This is a genomic window from Nonomuraea fastidiosa, from assembly GCF_042751225.1.
Taxonomy (GTDB): Bacteria; Actinomycetota; Actinomycetes; order Streptosporangiales; family Streptosporangiaceae; genus Nonomuraea; species Nonomuraea fastidiosa.
The window spans coordinates 4261587-4288332 of sequence record NZ_CP170570.1 but is presented as its reverse complement, the minus strand read 5'-3'; the positions used below and the strand labels follow the sequence as shown (position 1 = coordinate 4288332).

Genomic DNA, 26746 nt, shown 5'->3' with positions numbered 1-26746 from the left:
TGCAGCCGGTCAGCGGCGGCGGAACCACCGCAACCAAATTGATAGAAACAAGTTCTATCGTAGTTTCGGAGACCGGCAGCGGACATCTGGAGCGTGGATGAAGGGCAGGGACGCCGCACTCGACGGCATCCGCGCGGTGGCCGCGCTCGGCGTCTGGCTGCTGCACGTCGGGAGCAACACCGGCGTCATGTACCGCGACGGCATGCTCAACTGGCTGATGAGCCGCCTGGGCATCGCCGTCCCCATCTTCTTCCTCCTGTCGGGCCTGCTGCTCTACCGCCCGTGGGCGCGCGCGGTGATCGAGGATACGCCACGGCCGCGGCCGCTCGGCTACCTGTGGCGCCGGGTGCTGCGCGTCATGCCCGTCTACTGGCTGGTGAGCGCGCTCGCCCTGTGGGCGTGGACCTCGTACGACTGGACCGGCTGGCTGAAGTGGATGCTGCTCGCACAGAACTTCTTCCCCGACGACCCGACGCCCGACGGTCTCTACCAAATGTGGACGCTGCCCATCGAGATGTCCTTCTACGTGCTGCTGCCGGTGCTGGCCTGGGCGCTGCACCGGTGGGCGCGCGGCGGCAACCGCCCGGTGCGGCTGCTCGCGGGCATCTCGGTGCTGCCGCTGATCTCGGTGGTCACCGTGGTCGTCGCCCGGCTGGCGGAGCTGCCGGACCTCGCCCTGCTGCTGCCGTACCACCTGGTGTTCTTCGGCTGCGGCATGGCGATGGCGGTGCTGTCGGTGTGGATCGGGCACAGCCGGGTCATCGAGTCGCTGGCCCCGCAGCTCCTGGTGCTCGCTGGCCTGCTGTACGTGCTGCTGAGCACCGAGCTGGCCGGCCCGCGCACGCTCGTGCTGCCCACGCTGTCGCAGTCGCTGTGGCGGCTGGCTTTGGAGACCGCGGTGTCGGTGCTGCTGGTGGCGCCGTTCGCGCTGGCGTCCAGGCCGGAGTCGCTGCGCAACCGGGTGCTCGGCAACCCCGTCGCGGCCTACCTGGGCCGCATCTCCTACAGCTTCTTCCTCTGGCACGCGCCGGTGATCACGCTGCAGCTCAAGCTGACCGGCGCGCAGCCGTTCCAGGCCGACTTCACCAGCGTCGCGGTGGTCTCGTTCGTGGTGACCATGCTGCTGAGCGTCGGCAGCTACCACCTGATCGAGGTGAGCGCGCTCAAGCTCAGCCGACACCGGTCAGCACCTGCCTCGCCGCCGGCAGCTCGCGCCGCTCTTCCCGCCGCGCCGGCTCGCTGACGAGCTGGCCGAACAGCACGCCGACCGCCGCGCAGGAGGCGAGCTGCGGCACCTGATCCATGAGCAGCTCGACGTCGATGCCGTAGTTCCGCAGCGTCATCGCGGCGGCCAGGGACAGCGCGGCCGCGCAGAACGCGCCCGCCGCCGCCCAGTGCGCGGGCCACCGCCTGGCCCGCAGCAGCAGGGTCACCAGCAGCGCGCCGAGCACCGCCAGCATGCCGGGCCAGCTCGCCGTCCAGCCGCCGAACGCCAGCGCCGCCACCACCACGTACGGCGCCCGCGGCCGCGACAGCCGGGCGGCGGATGCGGCGGCGGTCTCGCGCACGTGCTCGGGACGCGGCCCCCGCAGCACCACGGCGACCAGCGCGAGCAGCGCGATCCCGGCGAGGCCAAGCACGAGCGCGAGCCGGTAGAGCCGGTCGGGCAGGTACTCCATCGTCACGGTGCCCGTGGTCCCGGCGGGCAGCTCCCACGCCTGCTTCCAGCCGTCGATCCTGACCGGTTTGAGCGTCTCGCCGCCGATGCTCGCCCGCCAGCCGGCGTTGAAGTTCTCGTTGACGACGAGGAAGGAGTCCTTCGGCGCGCTGACGGCGACCTCGCGCTTGGAGGGCGTCCAGGTGCGCTGCACCACGCCGCCCTCCACGCCGGGCGTCCGCTCGGGCAGCGCCCCGACCACCAGCGCGTCGATCGCGTACGGATCCCAGCCCGCCACCCGCACCCGGTTGTCGCCGGCGGCGAGTGCCGCCTTCGCGCAGCCCGTGATCCGCACCGGCCGCTGTTCGAGCAGGTCGGCGTGGGTGCCGGTGACGCTGGTCGGGATCGTGCGGCCGTTCACCTCGATGGTCGGGCCGAAGCCGCACGCCAGCCGCAGCGGCACGTCGGCGGGCCGCCCCACCGGATCGACGCCGGGGATGACCAGCTCGGTCACCTGCAACCGCTGCGAGAACGGCGTGAAGCGGAGCTTGAGCGTGCGGGTCTTCATCGGCGTGAACGTCACGATGCCGTGCTCGTCCACGCGTCCGCCGCGCACCTGGCCGCCGTCCCCGCTGACGATCACGTCCAGCGTGGCCTGGTCGCCGCCAGGGCGGCCGATCTGGACGCGGGAGACCGTGATCGGCTTCTTCCACGCGACGGTGAGCACGGGCTCCTTGTCGTCGGCGTCGGGGATCCAGGTGGTGCTGTCGTCGCCGTCGAAGGCCGACCTGGGCGAGACCACGGCGTCCTCGCTGAGCTGGGACGAGCCGGTCACGCTGGTCAGGTCCGCACGGATGCGGGTGTAGCGGTCGATCAGCTCGGGGTCGCGCAGCACGGCCGTCCCCCGTACGGTCACGCTCGCCGCGTCGCCGGCGCGGAAGGTGCGGTCGAAACCGGTCTCCTCGCTCTGCTCGGCCAGCGCGACCTCGTTGCACACCCAGCGCTGCGGGTTACGCATGCAGGCGGGCCGGCCGTCGAGGCCGCGGTCCATGACGTACACGTCGCCGCCCTCGCCGGGCAGCCGGATCGTACGCCCGGCCGTGACGCCGGGGATCGACAGCTCGACCACGCCGACGCGCTGGCCGTAGCTCCAGGTGCCGGACGCCGTGGCGGCCACCTTGATCCGCACCCAGCTCGTCGGCCCGTCGGGCACGCGCAGCCGCTGCGGGTCCGTCGTACGGGCGACGTCCTGCACCAGGCTGCCCGCCTCGGTCTCCACCGCCACGCGGGAGACGGACTGGCCGAGCAGCAGGTCGGGCGCGAACATGACGTTCACGTACGGGATTCGCATCCGGCCGCGCAGGTCCACCCGCAGCCACTCGCCGCGCGGGTCCTTCGTGCCGTCGCTCTCCCAGCCGGTCTTCGCGTTGCCGTCCATGGCGGCGTACGGGCCGCGCCCGGTGCTGCTGATCCCGGCCGGCGCGTACGGGTCGGCGACCGACGAGGAGGCGCTGATGCGGGCGATGCCGTCGTACTCGGCCACCGCGGCCTCGTCGAGCCAGCCCTTCTCCAGCAGGTCCAGCGCCCTGACCCCGTCGAAGTCGCTCTTGTGGTCGGCGGTGAGGGTCGGCGACCGGTTCGTGCGCAGCTCGCCGAACGAGCGCTCCTTCAGCCGCAGCGCGTCGCTCACCACGGTGGGCGCCTCGCGGGTGCCCGCGTCGCCGTTGACCAGCACCGGCTCGTCGTCGAGCAGGCCGAGGTCGCCCATCGCGAGCAGCGACTCCGGCGCGCCGCGCACGGCCAGCGCGTCGGCCGCGGGGCGCACGGAGACCAGGTCGGAGGCGCCCGTCACCTCGTACAGCTCCAGCGCGGGGAAGGCCGGGTCCAGCGCGTTCACCGCGTCGTCGGCCTCCCGGTCGCCGACCGGCTCGCCGAACGAGCGCACCTTGGTGATACCGGGCGACTCGCGCAGCGCCTCGTAGACGCGCGACGGCCAGGCGCCCTGGAGGTTCGGCCGGATGAGGTCGTTCCTGACGAGCAGGTAGCGCACGCCCAGCCTGCGCAGCACCTCGGTCACCCCCGCCGAGCCGCGCCCAGATGCCAGGCGCAGGTCGATGGCGTCGAGCAGCCGGGTCAGGCCGACCGAGCCGGGCGGCTCGATCTTCCTGGTGGTCCAGCGGGCGGTGGTCAGCGCCTGGAGCGGCTCGTCCACGGGACGGCCCCAGACGTACTCGGCGAACTTCGCGCCCGGCACGACCAGCACGCCGTCGTCGCCCGCGTTGCGGTCGAGCCAGGCGGCGGCCTCGCGCCAGTGGGCGGGCACCTCCTTGAAGTCGCCGGGCGCGGCCAGGCCCTGGTTGAAGACCGGCAGCACGAGCGCGGTGCAGGCGGCGACGGCGATCGTACGGACCGGCAGCCTGGCGTGACGCGCCAGCAGGTGCGCGAAGCCGAAGGCGAGCGCGAGCCGGACGAGCGGGTCGAACTTGCGCAGGTTGCGCAGCGGCGCGAGCGGCCCGTCGAGCAGCCAGCGCACCGCCTCCGCGGTGACCGGCTCCAGCGCGCTCGCGTGCCCGGCGACCAGCGCGACCACGCCGACCAGGAAGAGCGTCACCAGGAAGCCCCTGGCGGGCAGGTCGCGGCGGGCGAGACCGGCCAGGCCGAGCGCCGCGATCACGCCCGTGACCACGACCATCGAGGCCGCGGTCGCGATCCTGAACCCCGGCGGCTGCTCCAGGACGCCGTTCAGCGGCAGGTAGCGCACCCAGTCGGAGGCGCCGCGCAGCACGTTCGTGAGCGAGGTGACGGCCGTGGTGGTCTCGGCGGTCTCGGTGTACGGCAGGAACGAGAACGCGTACCGGCCGATCAGCAGCAGCGGCAGCGACCAGAACAGGGTGGCCACCGCGACCGCGCCCGACCACCAGCCGAGCAGCCGCCAGCGCGGCACCGGGCGCGGCCTGGTGAGGATGTAGAGCACGGGCGCGACCAGCACGGCCAGCACGGCGACCGCGTTCACGCCGCCGCACAGCGCCACCGCCAGCGCCGACCTGATCGCGCCGCGCGCCCGCTGGCCGGTCTCCGACGCGGTGAGCAGCGGCAGCAGGATCCACGGCAGCATCGCGGCGGGCAGCCATTCGACGGAGATCTCGCCGATGATCGACAGCGTGCGCGGGGCCAGCGCGTACGCCAGTGCCCCCGCGATCCTGGTGCCCGGCGAGCCGATGCCGAGCCGTCCCGCCAGGCGTTCGACGCCGAGGAAGGCCACGCACATCAGCAGCGTCAGCCAGAGCCGCTGCGTCACCCACGGCGGGATCCCCGCCAGGTCGCCCAGCGCGAAGAACGGGCCCATCGGGAAGATGTAGCCGGCCACCTGGTTCTGGAGCTGGCCGAAGTGCTGCAGGTCCCACAGGTGGGCGGCGCGCTCGAGCCAGCCGACCGGGTTGAGCGCGAGGTCCATCTTGGTGTCGGAGATGAGGTGGCCCGGCCGGGTGGTGAAGGCGAGCAGCGCGAAGCCGAAGCAGCACAGCAGCAGCCAGAACCGCCGCCTGGTCGCCTCGCCGACCGGGCGGCCCGCGCCGATGCGCCGCCCGGCCACCAGCTTGTCGGTGGGCAGCAGCGTGGGCGCGGGCAGCAGGGTCCTGACCCGCCCGGTCGCGGGCGGCCTCTCGGGCGGTGTCATGGGCGCTCCCACCCGAGGGCCGGGTCGCCGGCGCAACCGCCGCTGCGGACCTCGCCCGGGTCGCCGGCGCAACCGCCGCTGCGGACCTCGCCCGGGTCGCCGGCGCGCGCCTCGCTCAGGCCGTCGGCGAGGCCCTCGGAGAGCCCGAAGGCCGGGTCGGCGCCTGGGTCGTCGCCGCGCAGGAGTGCGAGGAGGCGTTCGGCGCTGTGGTCCCAGGAGAAGCGGTCAGCCCATGCCCGACATTTCACGCTATAAGTTTCGTCCAGCTCGTCGAGTGCGGCGGCGATCCCCTTGGCCAGCCCCTGAACAGGCTCGCCGTCTTCCAGCAGCAGCCAGCCGGTCTCCCCCGGCCGTACGGCGTCGCGCAGCCCGTCCACGTCGAAGGCCACCGTCGGCACGCCCAGCGCGGCGGCCTCCAGCACGCTCAGCCCCCAGCCCTCGCCCTGGGAGGCGCTGATGTGCAGCCAGGCCCGCGCGACCACCCGCGCCTTCTCCTCCTCAGGCAGGTAGCCGTGGAGCGTGACGCCCTCGGGCAGCCGGGCCCGCAGCGCCGCCTCCTCAGGGCCGCGGCCGATGATGTCCACCGTCAGATCCGGGTGGTGCTCGCGCAGCTCGGCGACGGCGTCCAGCAGCAGGTGCAACCGCTTGTGCGCGACCAGCCGCCCGAGGCAGACCAGGCGCGGCTCGCGGCTCTTTTCGACGGGGCCCGGCTGAACGACGCTGACCCCGTTCGGGATGACGTGGACGGGACCGCGCCACCCGAGCCGCTCGCGCATGGCGAGCTCGGTGGACGGCGAGACGGCCACGCTCGCGTGCCGCCGGTAGCTCCACCGCGAGACCGGCCCTTCGAGGAAGCGCCCGAAGGCCGCGAGCCACCCCGGCATGTGCACGCCGAACTGCCGGTCGTGCACGTGGTGCACCACACAGACCACCCGCGTGCGCCGCCGCACCACCCACGGCGTGAAGAACGGGATGCCGTTCTGGCAGTCGAGCACCGCGTCGAAGCGGCCCCTGCGCAGCAGCAGCCAGGCCAGCACCAGCGGATAGACGGTGAAGACACCACCCATCCGCACGAAGCGCACCCCTTCCACGAGCTCGCTCCTGCGCTGCCCGGGAGCGCGCGCGGTGACGTACGTGACCTGGTGGCCGGCCCGCGCGAAACGGCGGGCCGACTCCCAGGCGAAGGTCTCGGCGCCGCCCGCCTGGGGGTGCCAGGGGTCGCGCCAGTTGACGACAGCGATCTTCACGGAAATCCGACGGGGTCGAGCGGCGGCTCCCACGCCGGCCGCGCGGCGGACGCCGGCCTCGTGCGCAGCCGCAGCCAGATCCTGCCCAGCTCCAGCACGATGCCGGCGGTGTGCCGGGCCGGGGAGAAGCGCGAGCCCGGCATGTCGCGCCATCGCACGGGGATCTCCGTGATCCGGCCGCCCCGCTCGGCGCAGCGGGCGAGCAGCTCGATGTCGAAGGCGAAGCCGGGCGTGCGCAGCAGCTCGGCGCACTCGCGGGCGAGCGGGCCGTCGAAGAACTTGAAGCCGCACTGGGTGTCGCCGACACCGCGGACGAGCGCGCCGGCCAGCGCGCGGAACCCGTACGCGCCCAGCTCGCGGATCCGGCTGTGCCGGTTCTCCACGTGGGAGTCCCGGTGTGCCCGCGACCCGATCACCACGCGCTCACCGGACAGCAGCAGCCCGAGCGCCAGGTCGATGGCGTCGAGGTCGGTGGCCATGTCGGCGTCGCAGAAGCCGACGAAGGGCGCGCTGGTGCCGAGCAGGCCGGCACGTACGGCGGCTCCCTTGCCGGGCTTCGCGCACCGGATGAGCCGGACGGGGACGTCGCCGCGCGGCCAGTTCTCGACGATCTCGGCCGTACGGTCCGTGCTGGCGTTGTCCACGACGATGACGGAAGCGGGGAACGGCATGCGGGCGAGCTTCGCGCACAGCTGCAGGAGCCCCCCGGGTAGTCGTCCTTCCTCGTTGTAGGCGGGAATGACGATCTCAAGCAGTGGTCGCCGGCTCGTGCCCTCGTCCCCTTGCGGAGAGGGTGGCATGGCGCTTCTGGTTACCGGTCGCCGTAGTTGTAGAGCGGCTGGTTGACCGGCGTGGCCGTGGCGCCGGTGAAGGACACGGTCGTGACCGTGGCCACGAGTGCCGCCACGGCTACGCCGATGATCGCTGCTAAGAGGACTTTGATCAACGGGGTTCCTCCTGAAGCGGGCGGGTAGTGCGGGCGTCCCTCAACTTAGAACCAATTCTTGCTACTGGGAAGTAGCTAGGCCAAACTCTAACAAAACCGCTGACGAGCGTACCGATCGGCGTCAGGGGGCCGCCACCCGGCCGCCGAACCGGTACAACCGCAGGTCACCGGCATCGACCAGGACCCTTGCGCTGCGTAGCCACTGCGCGAAGCGCTCACGTTCCGCAACTGTCCCGGCGTCCACTATCACGTAGCGGAATCCGGCGGCGCGGAGATCCGGCGCGGGCCCGACTAGTACGCGTTCTACCTCCTGGGCGCGCGGGTCCTCGCTGCGCACGACCATGTCGCCGACGCGTACGGCGTCGTTGGTCACCACCCGCCGCCCCCGCACCGCGAAGAAGCGCTGGGCCGGATCGAGCACCGCCCGGTGCCCGTTCCAGGGGAAGCGCCGGTACGACTCGAACGGCAGCACCAGCACCTCCCCCGGCTCGGGGTCCCGCTCGATGATCTCGCGCGCCGCCGTCCAGCCCTCCGGGTAGCGCACCGCCTCCAGCCGCCCCAGCGCGCCCCACGCCAGGGTGGGCAGCACCGCGACCGGCACCAGCACCAGCGCGGCCACCCACGCCTTCCTCGCCGCCACGTGCTCGGCCAGCAGGCCGAGACCGAGCGCCGCCATCAGCGCGAGCGGCGCCACGTACTGCTGGGCGTCCCTGAAGACCCCGAAGCCGCCCCACAGCTCCACCGCCCACGCGAACGCCGCCCTGCCGGGCCCGGTCACCCCCACCGACGCCACCGCGAGCCCGATGGCGGCGGCCCCGGCGAGTCCCCACCTGCCCGGCATGCCGCCGCGCAGGAACGCGACCGCGCCCGCCAGTGTCAGCACCAGCCTGGCCGCCGCGCCGACCGGGTTGCCGTAGCCGGGCGGCACCGCGTACGCGTTCCAGATCCCGCCCAGCGTCAGCAGGCTGCCCACCGCGCCGAACGGCGTGTCGGCCCTGGAGGCGAAGGCGGCCACGCCCACCGGGTCGCCCTCGATCCCGTACGGCCGCAGCGCCGCCGGCACCAGCCACGGCAGGCTGAACAGCGCGAGCAGCGCCGCCACCCGCGCCACCGTCCTCCAGCGCGGCCCAGCGGCGGACCTCTCGGTAGAAGACAGGGCAGTGGACAGGGCGGCCGGCAGCGCGGTGATCGCGGTCACCGTCATCGCCGCGAACCCGCCCACGGCGGCCGGCAGCATCGCCAGGGCGATCCGCTGCCGCGACCAGACCGCGCGCACCACCCAGGGCAGCCCGGCGTAGCCGAGCAGCAGCGCCCACTGGCCGATGAGCAGCCGCTCGGCGACGTACGGGTTCCACACGTAGAAGGCGCCCGCGACCAGGCGCGGCCCGAGCGACGCCGACGGCACCAGCAGCGCCGTGCCCGAGCAGCCGAGCACGAAGATGCCGAGCAGGATCGCCTTCTGCACCAGCTCGGCGGGCAGCACCTGGGCGAGCGCGGTCACCACGGCGTCGCTCGGCACCACCCTCGGCGCCCCGCCCGCCAGCCCGAACGTGAACCGGGAGAACTCCGGCTCGGGCACGAACACCATGTCCTGGATCAGCACGAATCCCCAGCCCAGGGCCGGGCCGAGCGCCAGGCAGCCGAGCACGAGCCCGAGCAGGGCGGCGGCGAGCCCGGCGCGGGCGGACTGGGACATCCCGCTATGACATCACAACCGGGACACGGCCGTTCCCCTGAGGACCATCCCTGGTTACGCTGCGCGCGGGGGAGAACGGGGTGATCATGGACGAAGGCGTCTTACAGCGCCTGCGCGGGCGCGACGCCGTGCTGGCGGCGGGTCTCGTGATGGTCGTCGTGCAGCTCGTGTGGAAGTACGAGCTGGTCAGGCGGACGTACTTCCGCCAGGACGACTTCCACTACATCATCCGCGGCCAGGAGAGCGGCCTCACCTGGGACTACCTCATGTGGGTGGACGTCGGGCACCTGCTGCCCGGCGGCTTCGGCATCTCCTGGGCGATGGCCAGGCTCGGCGGCTACAACGAGCCGCTCGCCCACGCCACCACGATGACGCTGCAGGCCGGGGCGAGCCTGGCCATGCTGCGGCTGCTGTGGGTGCTGTTCGGCCCCAGGCCCGCGATCCTCGTGCCGCTCGGGCTCTACCTGGTGACGCCCATGACCGTGCCGTCGCTGTCGTGGTGGGCGGCGGTGCTGGAGACGCTGCCGCTGCAGCTCGCGCTGCCGATGGCGCTCGCCTCGCACACCCTGTACGTGCGTCGCGGGCGGGCGCGGCACCTGGTGGCGGCGTGCGCGTGGACGGTGTTCGGGCTGCTGTTCTTCGTCAAGGCCGCGTTCATCCCCGTGCTCCTGCTGGTGGTGACCGCCGTCTGGCTGCGGCCGCGCGGGTGGTGGCGGCTCTGGCGGGCCTGGGTGCCGTACGCGGTGATCCTGGCGGCGTACGCGGCGGTGTTCTTCACCGGCCTCTACGGGTCCGTGCAGCTCAACGACAGAACGCAGACGCCCGAGCTGCCCGGCGCGGGCACGGCGGCCGAGTTCGCGTGGGTGCTCGGCTTCCGCGCGCTGGTGCCGTCGGCGCTCGGCGGGCCCTGGCAGTGGCGGCCGATCGGCGACGACTACGCGATGTCGGCCACGCCCGCGCCGCTCGCCTGGGCCGCGCTGGCCGTGGCGGCGGTCGCGGTGGCGGTGTCGCTGCGGCACCGGCGGCGCGCCTGGGCGGCCTGGCTGACGCTGCTCGGCTACTTCCTGCTCGCGGACGTGGTGCCGGTGCTGCTCGGCCGCATCGAGCTGCTCGGGCCCGGCGTGCTCGGCCACGAGCTGCGCTACCTCGCCGCGACCGCCACCGTCGTGTCGCTGGCGGCCGCTCTCGCCTTCATCCCGCTCGACGGCGAGGAGCACCCGTGGCGGCGGCCGCTCCCCCGGTGGCGGTGGGCGTGGGCGCCTTTGGCCGCCGCCGTCGCCGCGGGCTCGGTGTGGTCCGTGGCCGCGTACGCCGACCGGCCGCTCGGCGGTCCCGTGCGCGACTACGTCAGGACGGCTTCGCGGGCGCTGGCGCAGGTTCCGGCGGGTGCGGTGGTGCTGGACACGTACGTGCCGCCCGAGGTCGCCTCCCCGGCCTTCTTCCACGAGTACGCCCGGCACTCCAGGCTCCTCGGCGTGCCGCGCCCGTGGCCGGTGACGTGGACGCGGGAGCTGTCCGGGCCGGTGCGCGACCCGCTGACGTTCGATGCGCGCGGCCGGCTGCGGCCGGTGACCGTGCGCGGGCTGCGGGTGCCGCAGCGCGCGTGCGTGCCCGTCGGGCCGGGCGAGGTGCGCTTCCGTCTGCCCGCGCCGCTGCCCGGCGGGGCCTACACCGCGCAGATCTCCTACCTGAACGCCGCCCCCACCACCCTCGCCGTCCGGCTGGGCGGCCCCGGCGAGGCCCGCGTGCCCGCCGGGAAGGACCTGGGCAGGACGTTCGTGCAGGTCCACGGCCAGGGCACGGACCTGTTCCTGCGCGTGCCGGAAGGTCCCGCCGCCTGCGTCGGCGAGATCAGGATCGGCCACCCGGTCCCCGACGAGGACGGCCCGGCCATCCCCCTGGAATGACCGAGCCCTCTGGAACGACCGGCCCCCTGGAACGACCGGGCCTCCTGGAACGACCGGGCCTCCTGGAACGACCGGGCCTCCTGGAACGACCGGGCCGCCTCCGGACTACTTGCCCGGCTCGGGGTCCCTCGGCAGGCCGAGCATGCGCTCACCGATGATGTTGAGCTGCACTTCGGTGGTGCCGCCGTAGATCGTCATGGCGCGGGTCGCGAGCACCGCCCTGTTCCAGTAGCCGGCGTCGCCCAGCTTCATGTCGGCGGCGATCACGGCGGAGGCGCCGAGCAGCTCGACCGCCGTCTCCGACACGTGCTGGGCGTGCGAGGTGGACAGCAGCTTGCGTACGGAGGCGTCCGCGCCGGGCTCGCTGCCCGCGAGCTGCTTGAGCGTCACCCGCAGCGACAGCGCGTTGATCGAGTGGCCCTCGCAGACCACCTCGGCCAGCCGCTGCTTCTCGACCGGCGTCAGCTCCCTGCCGAGGCGACCGGCGAGGCCCAGCAGGTCGGGCACCGACGCGCCCGTGCCGCCCGAGCCGGACGACAGCGACACGCGCTCGTTGGACAGCGTGTTGCGCGCCACCTTCCAGCCCTGGCCCACCTCGCCCACGACCAGGTCGTCCGGCACGAACACGTCGTCCAGGAACACCTCGTTGAACAGGTTCTCGCCGGTCATCTCCGTCAGCGGCCTGACCGTCACGCCCGGGGCCTTCATGTCCACGAGGAAGTACGTGATGCCCTCGTGCTTGGAGCCCTCGTTGGAGTTACGGGCGATGCAGATGCCCCACTCGGCCACGTGAGCGACCGACGTCCAGATCTTCTGGCCGTTGAGCTTCCAGCCGCCCTCGACCTTCTCCGCCTTCATCTGCAGCGAGGCCAGGTCGGAGCCGGCGCCGGGCTCGGAGAAGAGCTGGCACCAGATCATCTCGCCGCTGAGCGTCTTGGGCAGGAAGCGCTGCTGCTGCTCCGGCGTTCCGTACGCGACGATCGACGGCACCACCCAGGCGCCGATGATCATGTTGGGCACGCGTACCTTCGCGGCCTTGAGCTCCTGCGCGATCAGCACCTGCTCGAGCGGCTTGGCGCCGCGGCCCCACGGCTTGGGCAGGTGCGGCATGACGAAGCCGCGATCGGCCAGCGCCCGCTTCTGCTCCTTGCCCTCAAGCCGCGCGATCTCCGCGATCTCGGCGCGGATCGACTCGCGCAGCTCCTCGGCGCCCTCCGGCAGGTCGATCTCCATCTCCCGCGACACGCCCGAGAGGGCCAGCTCGGCCACCTCGGCCGCCCAGTCGGCCGACGAGCCGAGCAGCGCGCGCAGGGTGAGCGCGCGGCGGTAGTAGAGGTGAACGTCGTGCTCGAACGTGTAGCCGATGCCGCCGAACGTCTGGATGGCGTCCTTCGCGCACCGCACGGCCGCGTCGGGGGCCATCACCCCGGCCACGGCGGCGGCGAACTCCAGCTCCTTGCCCTCGGCGCGGGTGGCGTCCCAGACCGTGGCGCGGGCCTGCTCCAGCGCCACCAGCATGCGCGACAGCTTGTGCTTGATGCCCTGGAACTGGCCGATCGGGCGGCCGAACTGCACGCGCACCTTGGCGTACTCGGCGGCGGCCGTCACGCACCACGACGCCAGGCCCGTGGCCTCCGCGCCGAGCAGGATCGCCGCGATCGCGCGCACGTCGGAGCGCTGCACGCCGCCCAGGATGCCGGAGGCGGGCACGGTCACGCCGTCCAGCTCGACCTTGGCGACCGGCCTGGTGATGTCGAGCGACTTCAGCTCGGTGACCGTGGCCGAGGCCGCCTCGATCAGCACCCACTCCTCGCCGTCGTCCGTGGTGACCGGCAGCACCAGCGAGTCGGCGAGCGAACCGCCCAGCACGGGCTCGGCGGTGCCGGAGACGACCAGCGAGCCGTCCTCCGTACGCGTGCCGGTCAGGTTCCCCGTCAGCGCGAGCGCGGCGGTCAGCGTGCCGTCGGCGTACCGCTCCAGGTGCTCCGGGCGCTTCGAGGCGTTGATGACCGCGCTGGCCAGCACCGTCGGCACGTACGGGCCGGGCGCCATGCGCTCGGCCAGCGCCTCGATGGCCACGGCCGCCTCCAGCAGGCCGTAGCCGGAGCCGCCGTGCTCCTCGGGCACGTGCAGGCCGAGCAGCCCCTGCTCGGCCAGGCCCGTCCAGAACGGCGGGCGCCCCTGCGAGCCCGCGCGCACCAGCTCCGAGGGGATGTTCCGCTCGGCCCAGCCGCTCACCGACTCGTGGAGCGCCTCGTGCTCCTCGCTCAACCCGATCGCCATTACTCATCCTCCAGCCAGGTCCGAGTCATGCGCAGAACCATATTCTAGAGGATGCTTCTGGCCTAGGCTGCCCGTCAGATCGGGCGAACCTGCTGCGCGAGCGTGTTCAGATCTCGCCAGCGTGCCTTATTCGCCTCGGGGATCGAGGCCATGAGCATCGCCGGCTTCGTCTTGCCCACCTCGACCACCGAGACCATCGCCTGCGCCGTCTGCTTCTTGCCGCCCGAGGTGTACGTCACCTTGAAGCCCAGCGTCCAGCCCTTGCCCACCGGGTTCTTCATCGATGCCGTCCACTCCTCCAGCGTCGCGCCCTCCGGGAACTGGGTGCGGATCGTCCACCGGGCCGCCTGCGTGGCGATCTCCCGGTAGTCGGCGTTCGACGACGGCTTCTTCTCCGGCGCCTCGCCCGGCAGCATCGCCGAGGCGATCACCGTGTACGGCGCCTCCACCTTGCCGATGCGCTGCGCCACCGAGAACGGCGAATACGACCTCGCCTTCCACGGCGAAGCCAGCCGCGGATACGTGATACCGGCCTTCCTGTCGGTGATCGTGCCCGTGACCGCGGACGCCTTGCCGGAGAACGTCGCGAACTTCTTGCTCGCCGGGGCCGGTGGCAGCACGATAGGACTCTGCGTCGGCGACGGGCTCGCCGTCGCAGACGCCGTCGGCGTCGGCGTCGGCGTCGTCGGCACCGGAGCCACCTGCACCACCTCCTCCGGCTCGTTCTTCGGCACGTCACCGGAGAAGACGACGAACACCAGCAGAACGGCCAGCACGGTCGCCACAATGGCACCGAACAGGTAGACGACCCTGATCGGGATGTCGCCGATACCGCGCCGCTTCGGCGGCGGCACCAACGGCCGCACCCCCGGCTGCCCGAACCGCTGCTCTTCAGGTTGCTGCTGCCCCGGCCCGGCGTTGAGCCCATTGGCCGCCGGGGTGTCAGACCCGCCGGAGGCTCCGGCGCTTGACCCCCCGGCCGCTCCGGCATCAGGCCCACCCGCAGCCCCGGCGTCAGGCCCACCGGCCGCTCCGGCGTCAGGCACACCAGCGACCCCGGCATCCGCCCCCTGGACGGGCCCCTGCCCCGGACCAGCATCCGCCCCCTGGACGGCCCCCTGCCCCGGACCGACATTCGCCCCCTGGACGGCCCCCTGCCCCGGACCGACATTCGCCCCCTGGACGGCCCCCTGCCCCGGACCGACATTCGCCCCTTGGGCGGGCCCCTGCCCTGGCCCTTGAGTGGGTCCTTGCCCCGGAGCCTGAGCCACCCCGGCCGCCGGCTCTGCGGCCTGTCCCGGTGCGGCCGGGCCGATGCCAGGCGTTGCGTGCGAGCCGGCGCCGGGCGCTGCCTGCGAGCCGGTGCCAGGCGTTGCGTGCGAGCCGGTGCCAGGCACTGCTTGCGCGCCGGTGCCGGGCACTGCCTGCGGACCGGCGCCAGGCACCGCCTGCGGACCGGTGCCAGGCACCGCCTGCGGACCGGTGCCAGGCACTGCCTGCGGACCGGTGCCCGGGACTGGGTTGGGGCCGGATTGCGGGCCCGGTCCCATGGGGTGCCCGGCCGGGGGCATGCCCGGCCCATGGGGCGGCACCGGATTGGGCCCCGAACCCGACATCGGGTTGGGCCCGGAGCCCGGCATCGGGTTGAGTCCGGAGCCCGGCATCGGCCCCTGAGACCCCGGCCCGTAAGCACCCGGCCCCGTCTGAGGCCCAAGCCCGTGACCACCTGACCCCGCCTGAGCCCCCGGCCCGTGACCGGTCAGCCCTGCCTGAGGCCCTGGGATGGGGTGCCCGCCCGAGTTCGGCCAAGCACCGGCAATCGGCCCCGCACCCGGCGGCGGCACAGGCCCACCCGGATACGGCCCAGGCCCCGCGTTAGGGGCGGCATCCGGCCCCGCATTGGGTGCGACGTTGGGACCGCTGCCCGGCGGCATCGGCTGGCCGGTCTGCGGCCCAGGCCCGTGGGGGCCGACACCTGGCAGCACAGGGTTCGCCCCGGAGTTCGGGCCAGGCCCGAAATACGGCCCCGGACCCATGCCCGGCCCCTGAGGCCCTGACCCCTGAGCGCCCAGCCCTGCCTGAGCCCCAGGCCCGTGACCGCCCGGCCCCGCATGAGGCCCTGAACCCTGCGGGCCCGGCCCCGCCTGAGGCCCAGACCCGTGACCGCCCGGCCCCGCATGAGGCCCCGGGACGGCGTGCCCGCCCGAGTTCGGCCAAGCACCGGCAATCGGCCCCGCACCCGGCGGCGGCACAGGCCCACCCGGATACGGCCCAGGCCCCGCGTTACGGGCGGCATTCGGCCCCGCGTTGGGCGCGGCGTTCGGCCCGGTGTTAGGACCGGCACCGACATTGGGAGCGGTGCCCGGCGGCACCGGATGCGGTCCCGAGACCGGCCCCGGCGCGCCATAAGGCGGTGCGCCCTGAGCCGCGTTGCCACCGGTAGCCGGTCCAGGCGCGCCCTTCCGCCCGGTGTCCTGCCCGGCCGGCGGGAGCGGCGCAACCAGCCGCCCCAGCTCCGTCTCGGTGCCCACGGGCGGGACATGCCCCTGCCTGGCTTTCGCCCTAGCACCGGCACCCTTCCCGGCAGCCGCACCACCAGCACCCGCTCCTGAGGCAGCGCCCGCTCCCGAACCGGCGCCCTTCCCGGCACCGGTGCCCTGCCCAGCAGCACCCTGCTCCGCCGCACCACCCGGCCCCGAAGCAGCACCTTGCTGGGCAGCGCTACCCGGCCCGGCACCGGCGCCCTGCTGAGCGGCACCGCCTACCCCGACCCCAGCACCCTGCTTCGCCGCACCGTCTTGCCCGGCCGCAACGCCCCGCTGGGCGGCACCACCCGATCCAGCGCCGGCGCTCTCTCTGGCCGCACCACCCGGCCCAGAAGCAGCGCCCTGCTGGGCTGTACCGCCTGCTCCGGAAGCGGCTCCCGGCTTCGCCGCAGTGCTCTTATCCGGATCGGCGTCCGGAGCAGCGCTCTTGTCCGGAGCGGCGCTCTTGGTGGGAGCGGCGCTCGGCTTGGAGCCGGTCGCCTGGCCGCCGCCGGCGCCTGCCGCCTTGCCTGACGAAGCGACACCGGCCGCAGCCGCGCCCGCGGCCGCGGCCGAGCCCTTGCCCGGCCCGGCGCCCTTTCCTGCAGCGGTGCTCTTGCCCGACCCCTCGGCGGCGTGGTCAGACGTGCCGGGCTTCACTGGGGCGGACGGGTCGGACGCCGACGGAAGGGAGATCTTGACCGTCTCCTCCGCGGGCAGGACGATCTTGCGGAACGGAGTGGTGGGTGGGTCATTCGTAGGTGTCTGGTCGCCGTCGTCCGCCATGGCCATGAGGTTACGGCACCCAGGAGCACGATATTTCCGCTATTCCCCCACCAGAAGATGATTCTGTAATCTCACGGAGCATGAGGGGTTTCTACGAGATCGCGGCCCACGACCCAGAACGCCCCGCCCTCCTCGGCGACGAGGGCACGACCTACGGAGAGCTGCTCGATCGCGTCAACCGCGCATCGAACGGCCTGACCTCGCTCGGAGCCGGCCAAGGCGACTGCGTGGTGACCGTGCTGAAGAACGGGCTCGACGCCCTGACGATGATGCTGGCGACGTACCAGATCGGCGTCTACCTCGTCCCCGTAAACTGGCACTTCACCACCGAGGAGATCGACTACATCGTGGCCGACTGTCAGGCCAAGGCGGTGATCTCGCCGGACGCCCTCACGGTGGCGGAGCTGATCGACGGCCGGCCCGCCACCCCGCCGGCTCTGCGCAAGGCCGGCTCGATGATGCTCTACACCTCGGGTACGACCGGCCGCCCCAAGGGCGTGCGCCGCCGCCTGCTGGACCTGACGCCGGAGGAGCTGTACCCGATCCTCATGCGCAAGAGCTGGCGGCACTTCGGGCTGCCGATGGACGGCGTGCACCTGGTGTGCTCGCAGCTCTACCACTCGGCCCCGTACGGCCAGGCGATGATGGCGCTGCAGTTCGGGCACTCGATCGTGGCGCCCGAGCGGTTCGACGCGGTGGCCACGCTGGAGCTGATCGAGCGGTACCGGGTGACGAACGCGTTCATGGTGCCCACGATGTTCCACCGCCTGCTGGACGTACCGGACAAGGAGAAGTACGACCTGTCCTCGCTGACGCACCTCTACCACGGGGCCGCCCCCTGCCCGCCGGCCACGAAGAAGGCGATGATCGACTGGCTGGGCCCGGTGCTGTGGGAGTACTACGGCTCCACGGAGGCGGCGGTGGCCACCATGGTGTCGTCGGAGGAGTGGCTGGCCAAGCCGGGCACGGTGGGCAAGGCGCTGGACGGCATGTCGTTCACGATCGTCGACGAGGACGGCAAGGAGGTGCCGCCGGGCACGCCCGGCCTGGTCTACATCGGCGGCATCAACCGGTTCGAGTACCACGGCGACCCCGACAAGACGGCCGCGTCGATGCGCGGGCGCGACTACACGCCGGGCGACATCGGCTACCTCGACGAGGACGGCTACCTGTTCCTGCTGGACCGGCGTACCGACCTGATCATCTCCGGCGGCGTCAACATCTACCCGGCGGAGGTCGAGGCGGCGCTGCTCGAACACCCCTCCGTGGCCGACGTCGCGGTGATCGGCGTGCCCGACCCGGAGTGGGGGCAGAAGGTGGTGGCGCTGATCCAGCCGGCCGACGGGGTGAGGGGCGATGACGAGCTGACCGCCGAGCTGCTGCGCCACTGCGCGCCGCGCCTGGCCAGGCTCAAGCACCCCCGGGTGATCGAGTACCGGAAGTCGCTGCCCCGCACGCCGACCGGCAAGCTGAGCAGGAGAAACGTCCGGGAAGCGTATCTTTCTGAGTCGGCTGGGCAGTTCACATCCCCATGAGGGGAATGGCCGCAGGACTCGCCGCCGCCGGAGTGCTGCTCGCAGGCTGCGGTCCTCCCCCTACGACCACGGGTACGGACACTCCCGCCGCCACGACGCCCACCACCTCGGCTCCCGCCTCCACGGCGACGCCCCCGTCCACCGCCACGCCCTCTCCCGCGTCCACGCCTCAGGCGCTGGAGGCGGCGTACGAGAAGGTGATCACGGACGTGCTGCCGTCCATCGTGCAGATCAACACGAAGGTCGGGCTGGGCTCTGGCGTGGTGTTCGACCGCAGCGGGCACATCATCACGAACGCCCACGTGGTCGGGCAGGCCACGCGGATGAGCGTCACCATCGCCACGGGCGGCGCGCCCAGGACGGCCCGGCTGGTCAAGGCGTTCCCGGCCGGAGACCTCGCGGTCATCAAGGTGGACAAGGCGGACGGGCTGCGCCCGGCCAGGTTCGGCGACTCGTCCAAGGTGCGGGTGGGGCAGATCGTGCTGGCCATGGGCAACCCGCTCGGATTGTCCGGCAGCGTGACGGACGGCATCGTCTCCGCGCTCGGCCGTACGGTCACCGAACCCCAGGACCCCGGCTCGCCCGGCGCGACCATCGCGGGCGCCATCCAGACCTCCGCAGCCATCAACCCCGGCAACAGCGGCGGCGCGCTCGTGGACCTGTCGGGGAACGTGATCGGCATCCCGACGCTCGCCGCGACCGACCCGCAGCTCGGCGGCGGGGCCGCGCCCGGCATCGGCTTCGCCATCCCGAGCAACACGGCCACCGACATCGCCCGCCAGATCGTGAGGGACGGCAAGGTCACCAACAGCCACCGCGCCGCCCTGGGCATCAGGGGCAGCACGGTCATCGACGCGGACGGCCAGCCGAGCGGCGTCGGGGTCGCCGGTGTCGAGAGCGGCGGCGGCGCCGAGAAGGCCGGCATCCGGCCCGGCGACGTCATCACCTCGATCAACGGCAAGGAGACGCCCACCATGGCGGCCCTGGCCGAGACCATCACCACGCTCAAGCCCGGCGCTCGTGTCAAGGTCGGCCTGATCCGCGCCGACGGCACAGAGGAGACCGTCACCGTCACCCTTGGAGAACTCCAAGCCGACTGAGCGACCAGAGCCAGGCCGCTGCTTCAGCCGGTTACTCCTCCTGGGGTGACCGGGCGGAGCCTCCTCTGCCGGACGACTCCCGCGGCCGCCGCGCCAGCCCCACTCCCCCAGTCACCGCTCCTGGACGGCCGCGAAGCCGCCGCTCCGGGGCGGCTCCCCGAGGTCCGCTCCCGGGCGACCGCGCGTCCTACTGCTTGGCGGTGAAGATGATCTCGACGCGGCGGTTCTTGGCGCGGTTCTCCTCCACCGGCTTGCCCTTGACCACGTTCGGCAACTTGGGACGGCTCTCGCCGAAGCCCCGGGCCTGGAGGGTGACGCCGGAGCCGGCGAGCAGGCCGCGCATGACCTTTTCGACCGCCTGGGCGCGGCGGATCGACAGCGTGCGGTTGTAGGCGTCGGTGCCCTGGTCGTCGGTGTGGCCCTCGATCTTGACGACTCCGCCGTCAACCTCGTCCTGGACCTTGCGCGCCACCTTGGCGAGGCGGTCGCGGGCCTTGGCGGTGAGCTGCCACTTGTCGAGCGCGAACAGCACGTCGCTGGTCACCGCGACCGTCACCTGCTTGCCCTGGGTGATCTCGCTCTCGGTGCCGTCCATCGACTCGACCTCGCCGATGATGTCCTCGACGGGCAGTACCAGGTCCTCGACGGGGCCGGCGGCGCCGTCCGGCACGGTGGGGGCGGGCGTCGGCGACGCCCCCGACGAGGCGAGCGGCGGCAACCCGGCCCCGGCGACCGGCGACGCCCCCCACGAGGCGACCAGCGGTGACGCGGCCCCGGCGACCGGCGGCGACCCCACCGCAGCGGCCGACGACAACCCCGCCGCGGCGGACACGGGCATCAGGCCGGACGCGGCGGCCAGGACGAGCGCGACGCTAAGAGATCGGAACATCGTCGAGCACGCCGAACATCGGCATCTCAATGTCGACCTTGGTGACCTCCGGCGGCGGCGCGGCGAAGACCGCGTACAGCGTGGAGGACTCGCCCGGCTCCAGGAACTGCCCCTGGGTGCCGGAGCACACGCACTCGGCGTCCTCGGTCGTGCCGTTGCGGGCCACCCGGTAGCGCTTGGCGTTGACGGGGTCGATGAGGGAGACCTTCGAGACGGTCAGGTCGAGCGGCCCCTTGCCCAGGCCGTTGTGCACGTTGACCTTGCCCTCTGTGGCGGTGATGGTCCAGGTGAGGCTGGCGGTCTTGCCCTGGCGGCGCAGGGAGGTGATGTCCACCCTGGCGGCGCCGGTCATGTCGCCGGCGCTGACCTTGGCGGTGCGGGTGGCGATCACGGTGGCTTCTTGGGCGGGCGGCTGCTGCGCCGGAGTGGAGGTCTCCTGGGTGGGCTGAGCGGCGGCGGCGCCGGTCGTGGGCGACTCGCCGTCACCGGTGCCCGGCGGGCCGGGGATCACGCCGCAACCCGCCAGCGCGAGAGCCGCGACGGCCGGTGCGAACAACTTTCGCATGTGTGGTCCACCTTCGTCGTCGGGGATGTTCGGCCTCACCACAGGCGGGCGGCGTTCGATGTCCGGATGATCGGGTCACACGCGCTGGTCACGCCGCGTTCGCGTCTTGTGCGCGAGCCCTTCGGCCTCGCCCTGCCCTGGCGCCATCGCCAAGTGGGGTCAAACTCTGCCAGAGTTCGCACAACGGTCTCAACCGCGCCATCAAGGTCTCCGGTATCGGGCTCAGCCTGCGGCCTGGGTCATCCGGTAGCGGGAGGGCGGGATGCCGTACCGGTCGATGAACGCCTGCCGCAACGTCTCCGCCGTCTTGAACCCGCAGCGCGCGGCGACCGCGGCCAACGGCAGCGACGTCGTGGCGAGCAGCTGGGCGGCGGCCTCGGTGCGGACCCTGCGGACGTAGCGGCCGGGGGTCAGACCGAGATGCTTGATGAAGAGGCGGGTGAGGTGGCGTTCGCTGACGCCCGCCTCGGCGGCGAGCGCGGCGGTGCCGAGGTCGTCGCGCAGGTGGGTGGCGATGTGCTCGACGATCCGCCTGACCAGGCCGTCGGCGGGCGACGGCGGCTCGACGAACATGCTCATCTGGCCCTGGTTCCCGGGCCGCTGCAGGTAGGTGACCATGTTCCTGGCGACGGTCCTGGCCAGCTCGGTGCCGTTGTCCTCCTCGACGAAGGCGAGTGTGAGGTCGAGCGCGGCGGTGATGCCGGCGGAGGTCGAGACGTTGCCGTCGCGGATGAAGATCGGGTCGGGGTCGACGGTCACGCCGGGGAAGCGCCCGGCCAGTTCGTGCGCCTGCTTCCAGTGGGTGGTGGCGCGACGGCCGTCGAGCAGCCCGGTGGCGGCCAGCACGTACGCGCCGGTGCAGACCGACGCCACCCTGCGGCTCTCGCGGGCCAGCCGCCTGATGTGGCCGACGACGAGCGGGTCGGCCGCGGCGTCCGCGTAGCCGATGCCGCCGGAGATCAGCAGCGTGTCGAGCGGACCCTTGACGCGTTCGAGCGCGAGCTGCGCGTCGATGCGCAGCGCGGTGCCGGTGGTGACGGGGCGTCCCCGGGGGTGGCGACGCGGTACTCGTAGTACGGCAACGCGCCGTGCCAGTTGGCGCTCTCCAGCGTCGAGGTCACGCAGGCGATGTCGAGCAGCTCGGCCGCCTCGTACGCCACCACGACGAACCGTCGTCGGTCCATGGCTCGACTGTAGGTCCGGCGGACCGAGAACCCAAGTTTCCGGACATGTCCGGCCGCCTTCCTTGGCCCCGGCGGACCCCGGCGGCGACAGTCGGGACATGACGACGACCACCACCGCCGCCCGTACCGGCCGCAACTGGGGCAGGTTCGCCCTCCACTACGTCGAAATGATCATCGCGATGTTCGCCGGGATGCTCCTCATCGGCATGCTCCGCTCCGCCGCCGGCCTCGGCCTCTCGCACGCCGAGCAGCCCGAGCTGTGGTATCTGGCGATGGCGCTCGACATGTCCATCGGCATGGCCGCGTGGATGCGAGTGCGCGGGCACCGCTGGGCGCCGACCCTGGAGATGTGCGCGATCATGTTCGCCCCGGCCGTGCCGTTGTTCCCGCTGCTGTGGGCGGGCGCCATCGACGGCGGCGTGCTCATGCTCGTCGCGCACGTCGGGATGTTCCCGCTCATGCTGGCGGCGATGCTGCGCCGCCTCGACGAGTACGCCGGCTGCCGTCACTGACCGCCTTGCGGTAGCCGTCCAGGACGTCCTGCCGCAGCAGGTGCCCGAACCCGGCCCGCGCGAGCCGCATCCCCAGCTCGGCCTCGGTGACGCCGAGCGCGGCGGCGGTGTCACCCGGTCGGGTGCGCCGAGCGGCCCGGCCGCCATCACCGAGTCGTGGAACTCCGCCCACTCCCGCTCGACGCGGGCGGCCGCCTCCCGCAGGTCGGCGAGCGAGCCGATGGCGTCGGCGTCGAGCTCGGCGGTGAAATCCCGCGCCGGGTAGTACAGCGCGTACTCGTGGATCAGGTCGCCGTACATGTCGCGGACGAGCGTCGGGTGCAGCGCGCGGTAGTCCTCGGGGTGCGGCACCACGAAGGCCGTGGCCAGCGTGTCACCCGCGTAGAGCAGCAGCCCGCACTGGCCGGGGTGGATCTCGAAGACCTTCAGCGCGTCCTCCAGGCCGCGTACCTCGGCCCCGCTGTACGCCTCCTCGATGCGCGGTGACAGGCCGTGCGCGAGCGCCTGCCGCGACCACTCGTCCCAGGCCGTCTCAGGGCCGCCGAAGTGGAGCGCGAGGAAGCCTTCGACGGCCAGGTGCAGGGGCAGGAAGCGCAGGCGGTGCTTGTCGGCCCTGCGGGCCATCCTGCGGCGGATCCTGATCGGCACGTGGCGCAGCGGCTGCCCGAGCTGGGTGCCGTACGCCGCCGCCGGGGTGCCGTCGGCGGTCCACGACGCGACGCACGCGTGCGGCACGTACGCGGTGTAGAGCGACCTGTCGGGCAGCGTCACCACGGAGAGCTCGTCGCCGTACACCTTGGCGTGCAGCCGCAGGTCCTCGATGGGGGCGCGGCGGACGAGCGGCACCAGCCGCAGCGCGCCCCAGGTCTGGGCGGGCCGCGTCTCCAGCCCGGTGAGGTCGATCATCGTGCCTCCAGCGCCCGCGCCGCCCGCTCGGCGAGGTACGCCCGCAGCTCGGCCGCCCCGCTGCGGCCCTCGGCGAACCTGGCCAGCTCGACCAGCGCGGGCAGGTCCTCGGCGTCCCTGATGCCAGCCGCCGGCACGACAGGGGACAGCCGCCGCACCTCGAACCGCTCGGCGTCGTAGACGGGGTTGAGGTGCACGATGCCCACCTCGCGCGCCGGGTCGAGCCTGCGCCGCCACACCCGCAGCACTTCGCAGGCCAGGCCGGGGGGCGCGTTGTCCCAGCCGTCGGAGACGATGACGAGCAGGCCGGGCCGCCGTTCCAGGGCGTCGATGACGCGCCGCCCGAGCGGGGTCGGGCCGGTCGGGCGGGCCTGGAGCGGGTCGTCGCGCCGCGACAGCCACAGGCCGTGGTAGTCACCTGCCAGCGCCTCCAGCAGGTAGTGGCAGGCCAGCGCGACCGCGAGCGGCCGGCGGCGCTTCTGCGGGGAGGCGAAGGAGGAGAAGCTGTCGTCGAGCACCGCCACCACGTGCCCCCAGGTGCCGACCCGGGTGCCCGCCGCCCGCGACGCGGCCGCGCGCAGCGCGGACACCAGCTCGTCGCGCCGCCGCTCGCGTACGTCCGCCGCCAGCGAGAGCACGTACGAGGCCACCCTGACCAGCGGCAGCGCGGCCAGATCCGCGTCGGTGCCGAGGCCGTCGCGCTCGGCGGCACCGCTCAGGCGCAGCCGTTCGAGCCGGGTCAGCCGGGGCGCGATGTGCTCGAGGAAGTGGTCCCTGGGGATGCCGTGGCGGGCGGCGAAGCCCTCGGCCACCGTGTACGGCAGCTCGTACAGGGCGTTCTTGTCGTAGTGCGCCCGCCGCCACGCCTACAGCAGCGGCGTGTCGTAATGGGATCGGCGAAACGGCGCGAACAGGAAGTCGCCCAGCTCGCCCGGCGGCCTCAGGTGGGCGTGCCGGACCGCGGCCTTGACCCCCGCCCGGTACTTCACCGCGTCGAAGGCCAGGTCGGGCCGCGCGGCCAGCCAGTCGCGGACGATCGCGCGGGTGCGCCGGTTGTTGACGCCGGCCCGCCGCAGCTCGCCGAAGAGCCGGTACGCGCGGGGCGGGCTCATCCTGCCCAGCCGCCAGGAGATCAGCCGCGCCTCGCCCGCGTCCACGCCGCCCTTGCGTCCCAGCAGCCCGGCGATGATGAGGGCCGCGTTGTGGTCGTTGATGTCGAGGGCGAGCGTGGCGGCGTACAGGCCGGGATAGTTGGTGTGGATGTAGTCGTGCAAGAAGCGCAGGGAGAGGCGCTGCCGCCCGGCGTCGCTGTGGAACTCGCGCTGGCCGGTCGAGGTGATCGCGGCGTTGGCGAAGAGCAGCACGTCCTCGCACTCGATCAGATCGGCGTAGGTCTCCATGGCTCCCCGGACGTGGTCTCGGACTGGCCGGGGAATGGGGGCGCGAACTGCGAAAGGTCGCGGCAAAGGCGGTTTCCGGAAGCCGCACCGGAGTCCCGCGGCCAGTCCGTCCGGAACCCTACTACCGATCAGGTACGTACTTCGCCGTGATATCGCGCAGCTCGCGCTGCCTGTCGCGAATGTCGGTGATCAGCACGTACGCCACCAGCAGCAGCCCCAGGCAGAGCACGTCTGCCGCCCACCACGGGATCTCGGCGAGCAGCAGGTAGCCCTGCCCGTCGCTCAGCTCTCTGATCACCACGGTGACGACCGCGACCACGACGGTGACCAGCGCCCATGTCCACCAGCGCGGCAGGCTGCCCTTGTTCCACAGCCGCACCCGCCAGTTCATGAACACGGCCAGGACGCCCAGCAGCGCGCAGAACCCGATCAGCCACCACGGCAGCGCGAACGCGGTCTGCTCGGAGATCTGCTCCTTGGTCGCGCGCAGCTCCGCCTCCGCCGCCTGCCGCGCCTGCTCGGCCTCCTGGAGCTTCCGCTCCAGCTGCGCCACCGTCTGCCTGCGCGGCGGCTGCGTGGTCTCTTCGGTGGGCAGCATCCGCGCCACGACCGTGAGCATGATCGCCACGAACGACAGGGCGAGCACGATCGCCATGAACAGGTCGATGAACCGCAGGTCGAGCGGTGGCGCGAACGACCGCGTGGCCTGCTTTCTCACTGCTCCCTCACCAGCGTGTACTTCTGCGGCTTGCTCTCGACGGCGCTCAGCCGCTCGACCGCCGTGCGCAGCGCGTCGATGCCCTTGATCAGCTCCTCGGTCCTGTCCCTGGACTGCGCCAGCTCCTGCGTCAGCCCGCGCAGCTCGGGCCGGCGGGCGCGGATGAGCCGCCCTTCGAGGCGCCGGGCAGCCGGGCCAGGTAGACGAGGAACACTTCGTCGGCCGCCGCCACGCTGGCCCGCTCGGCCCGCTCGATCAGCGCCATCGCGCCGAACGCGAGCACGCTCAGGAACAGCGCGATCATGGTGACGCCGAACGCGGAGGCCAGCTCGGGCAGTACGTGCTGCTTGAGCGCCGTGATGAGCACGCCGGGGTCGCCCCGGTTGTCGAGCGCGTTGCCGAACGAGCCGACCATCGTGGCCATGGTGAGCGCCGTACCGATGAAGCCGAAGACCGGCAGCGCCCAGATCAGGGCGTGATCGATGTGGTGCTTGTTGACCATCTCGGTGTCGTCGAGCGCGGAGCGCGCGCTCAGCACCGCCTCGGCGTCGCCGCCGGCCTCGGCCGCCTCCTTGAACAGCCGCAGCCGCCGCCCGACCAGCGTGTCATCGCTGGGCCGCACGGCCTGCACGCTGGCCGAGGCCCGGGCCGTCGCGACGCTCTCCTTCCTGATGTCGGGCACCGCCCGTACGATCCGCAACACCGTGGTGAGGAACACCGCGATGATCAACGTGACCACCAGCTCAGCCGCCCCCGGCGCCGTGGTCGCCCCCACGAATTGCAGTAACTGGCGCACCATCCCGGTCATCAGCAGCACCGCGGACACCAGAAGCCCCACCAGCGGCGCGAACCCCGAATGGCGCCAGTCGAACCTTGACACGCTTGAACCCCACTCCAGCACAGGAATTGTCAGAGCAACACCTAAGCACACCGGCAGCAGTGGGTAGTGACGGAGTGGCAGATCTGTGACCAGACCGGTCCTGAAACGCACGAAACCCCGGATCACCTTACAGCGCGGGCGAGCAGTACGGAATCTCCACGCAGGCGCTCGCTCACGGCGCGGCCGCAGAGAGGCAGAGGGCACCGCGGCCCGGCGCCGCGGACACGCGTGGCGCGCGTGAGCATGGGTGAGCGAGGGCAGGCGCACCTCGGCCTGGGAGCGGGGGCACGCAGGCAAGGACCGCAGACACGCGAAACCGCCCCTCGCCTGCGGA

Annotated in this window: 20 protein-coding genes; 4 read left to right on the top strand and 16 right to left on the bottom strand. The window is 72.7% G+C overall.

Translation table 11 applies throughout. The features are described from left to right. The first annotated feature begins 97 nt into the window (after positions 1-97). Positions 98-1243, top strand: coding sequence for an acyltransferase (locus ACFMQL_RS19775; RefSeq protein WP_364060374.1), 1146 nt, complete (start codon positions 98-100; stop codon positions 1241-1243). Here ACFMQL_RS19775 and ACFMQL_RS19770 read toward each other — a convergent pair. The 5 genes from ACFMQL_RS19770 to ACFMQL_RS19750 form a co-directional block, all read right to left on the bottom strand. Further along, on the bottom strand, positions 1170-5333 hold the full coding sequence (locus tag ACFMQL_RS19770) for an alpha-(1->3)-arabinofuranosyltransferase family protein (RefSeq protein WP_378786398.1): 4164 nt from the start codon (positions 5331-5333) through the stop codon (positions 1170-1172). The genes ACFMQL_RS19775 and ACFMQL_RS19770 overlap by 74 nt on opposite strands. Next, entirely contained in the window at positions 5330-6580 is a 1251-nt protein-coding gene (locus ACFMQL_RS19765) for a glycosyltransferase family 4 protein (protein ID WP_378786396.1), read from the bottom strand. The genes ACFMQL_RS19770 and ACFMQL_RS19765 overlap by 4 nt, the downstream gene beginning before the upstream one ends. Next, positions 6577-7380: a glycosyltransferase gene (locus tag ACFMQL_RS19760; protein ID WP_364060365.1), complete on the bottom strand. Its 804-nt coding sequence runs from the start codon at positions 7378-7380 to the stop codon at positions 6577-6579. Before ACFMQL_RS19760 ends, ACFMQL_RS19765 begins: the two co-directional genes overlap by 4 nt. A gap of 11 nt (positions 7381-7391) precedes the next feature. Then, positions 7392-7526 (bottom strand): hypothetical protein, encoded by a 135-nt coding sequence (locus ACFMQL_RS19755; RefSeq protein ID WP_329584535.1) that lies wholly within the window; start codon positions 7524-7526, stop codon positions 7392-7394. A gap of 121 nt (positions 7527-7647) precedes the next feature. Continuing rightward, positions 7648-9222 carry a hypothetical protein gene (locus tag ACFMQL_RS19750; protein ID WP_378786394.1) on the bottom strand — a complete coding sequence of 525 codons (1575 nt, stop codon included), beginning with the start codon at positions 9220-9222 and terminating at the stop codon, positions 7648-7650. Between the two features lie 80 nt (positions 9223-9302). Between ACFMQL_RS19750 and ACFMQL_RS19745 the strand changes: the two genes are divergently transcribed. After that, positions 9303-11129, top strand: a complete 1827-nt coding sequence (locus ACFMQL_RS19745; RefSeq protein WP_364060359.1) for a hypothetical protein — start codon at positions 9303-9305, stop codon at positions 11127-11129. Positions 11130-11234: 105 nt separating this feature from the next. On the opposite strand, the gene ACFMQL_RS19740 is transcribed toward ACFMQL_RS19745, so the two are convergent. Further along, positions 11235-13412 (bottom strand): acyl-CoA dehydrogenase, encoded by a 2178-nt coding sequence (locus ACFMQL_RS19740; RefSeq protein ID WP_378786391.1) that lies wholly within the window; start codon positions 13410-13412, stop codon positions 11235-11237. Positions 13413-13486: 74 nt separating this feature from the next. Beyond that, on the bottom strand, positions 13487-14269 hold the full coding sequence (locus ACFMQL_RS19735; RefSeq protein WP_378786390.1) for a hypothetical protein: 783 nt from the start codon (positions 14267-14269) through the stop codon (positions 13487-13489). A 2534-nt stretch (positions 14270-16803) separates the two neighbouring features. Here ACFMQL_RS19735 and ACFMQL_RS19730 point away from each other — a divergent pair. Both ACFMQL_RS19730 and ACFMQL_RS19725 read left to right on the top strand, forming a co-directional pair. Next, positions 16804-18258, top strand: a complete 1455-nt coding sequence (locus ACFMQL_RS19730; protein ID WP_364060350.1) for an AMP-binding protein — start codon at positions 16804-16806, stop codon at positions 18256-18258. A 5-nt stretch (positions 18259-18263) separates the two neighbouring features. After that, positions 18264-19358: a trypsin-like peptidase domain-containing protein gene (locus tag ACFMQL_RS19725; protein ID WP_364060347.1), complete on the top strand. Its 1095-nt coding sequence runs from the start codon at positions 18264-18266 to the stop codon at positions 19356-19358. A 187-nt stretch (positions 19359-19545) separates the two neighbouring features. Here ACFMQL_RS19725 and ACFMQL_RS19720 read toward each other — a convergent pair whose 3' ends face one another. The 9 genes from ACFMQL_RS19720 to ACFMQL_RS19680 form a co-directional block, all read right to left on the bottom strand. Continuing rightward, entirely contained in the window at positions 19546-20247 is a 702-nt protein-coding gene (locus ACFMQL_RS19720; RefSeq protein WP_364060344.1) for an OmpA family protein, read from the bottom strand. Further along, positions 20231-20812: a hypothetical protein gene (locus tag ACFMQL_RS19715; RefSeq protein ID WP_364060341.1), complete on the bottom strand. Its 582-nt coding sequence runs from the start codon at positions 20810-20812 to the stop codon at positions 20231-20233. The genes ACFMQL_RS19720 and ACFMQL_RS19715 overlap by 17 nt, the downstream gene beginning before the upstream one ends. A 222-nt stretch (positions 20813-21034) precedes the next feature. After that, complete coding sequence (locus tag ACFMQL_RS19710) at positions 21035-21826, bottom strand: GlxA family transcriptional regulator (RefSeq protein ID WP_378790182.1); 792 nt, start codon at positions 21824-21826, stop codon at positions 21035-21037. Beyond that, positions 21772-21996, bottom strand: a complete 225-nt coding sequence (locus ACFMQL_RS19705; protein ID WP_378790281.1) for a hypothetical protein — start codon at positions 21994-21996, stop codon at positions 21772-21774. The genes ACFMQL_RS19710 and ACFMQL_RS19705 overlap by 55 nt, the downstream gene beginning before the upstream one ends. Beyond that, complete coding sequence (locus ACFMQL_RS19700; RefSeq protein ID WP_378786386.1) at positions 21930-23414, bottom strand: hypothetical protein; 1485 nt, start codon at positions 23412-23414, stop codon at positions 21930-21932. Before ACFMQL_RS19700 ends, ACFMQL_RS19705 begins: the two co-directional genes overlap by 67 nt. Further along, entirely contained in the window at positions 23411-24226 is an 816-nt protein-coding gene (locus tag ACFMQL_RS19695; protein WP_378786384.1) for a hypothetical protein, read from the bottom strand. The genes ACFMQL_RS19700 and ACFMQL_RS19695 overlap by 4 nt, the downstream gene beginning before the upstream one ends. Before the next feature lie 54 nt (positions 24227-24280). After that, complete coding sequence (locus tag ACFMQL_RS19690; protein ID WP_378786383.1) at positions 24281-24814, bottom strand: hypothetical protein; 534 nt, start codon at positions 24812-24814, stop codon at positions 24281-24283. 121 nt (positions 24815-24935) lie between these two features. Beyond that, positions 24936-25532, bottom strand: a complete 597-nt coding sequence (locus ACFMQL_RS19685; RefSeq protein WP_364060323.1) for a hypothetical protein — start codon at positions 25530-25532, stop codon at positions 24936-24938. 130 nt (positions 25533-25662) lie between these two features. After that, entirely contained in the window at positions 25663-26412 is a 750-nt protein-coding gene (locus ACFMQL_RS19680; protein WP_378786381.1) for a hypothetical protein, read from the bottom strand. Between the last annotated feature and the right edge of the window lie 334 nt (positions 26413-26746).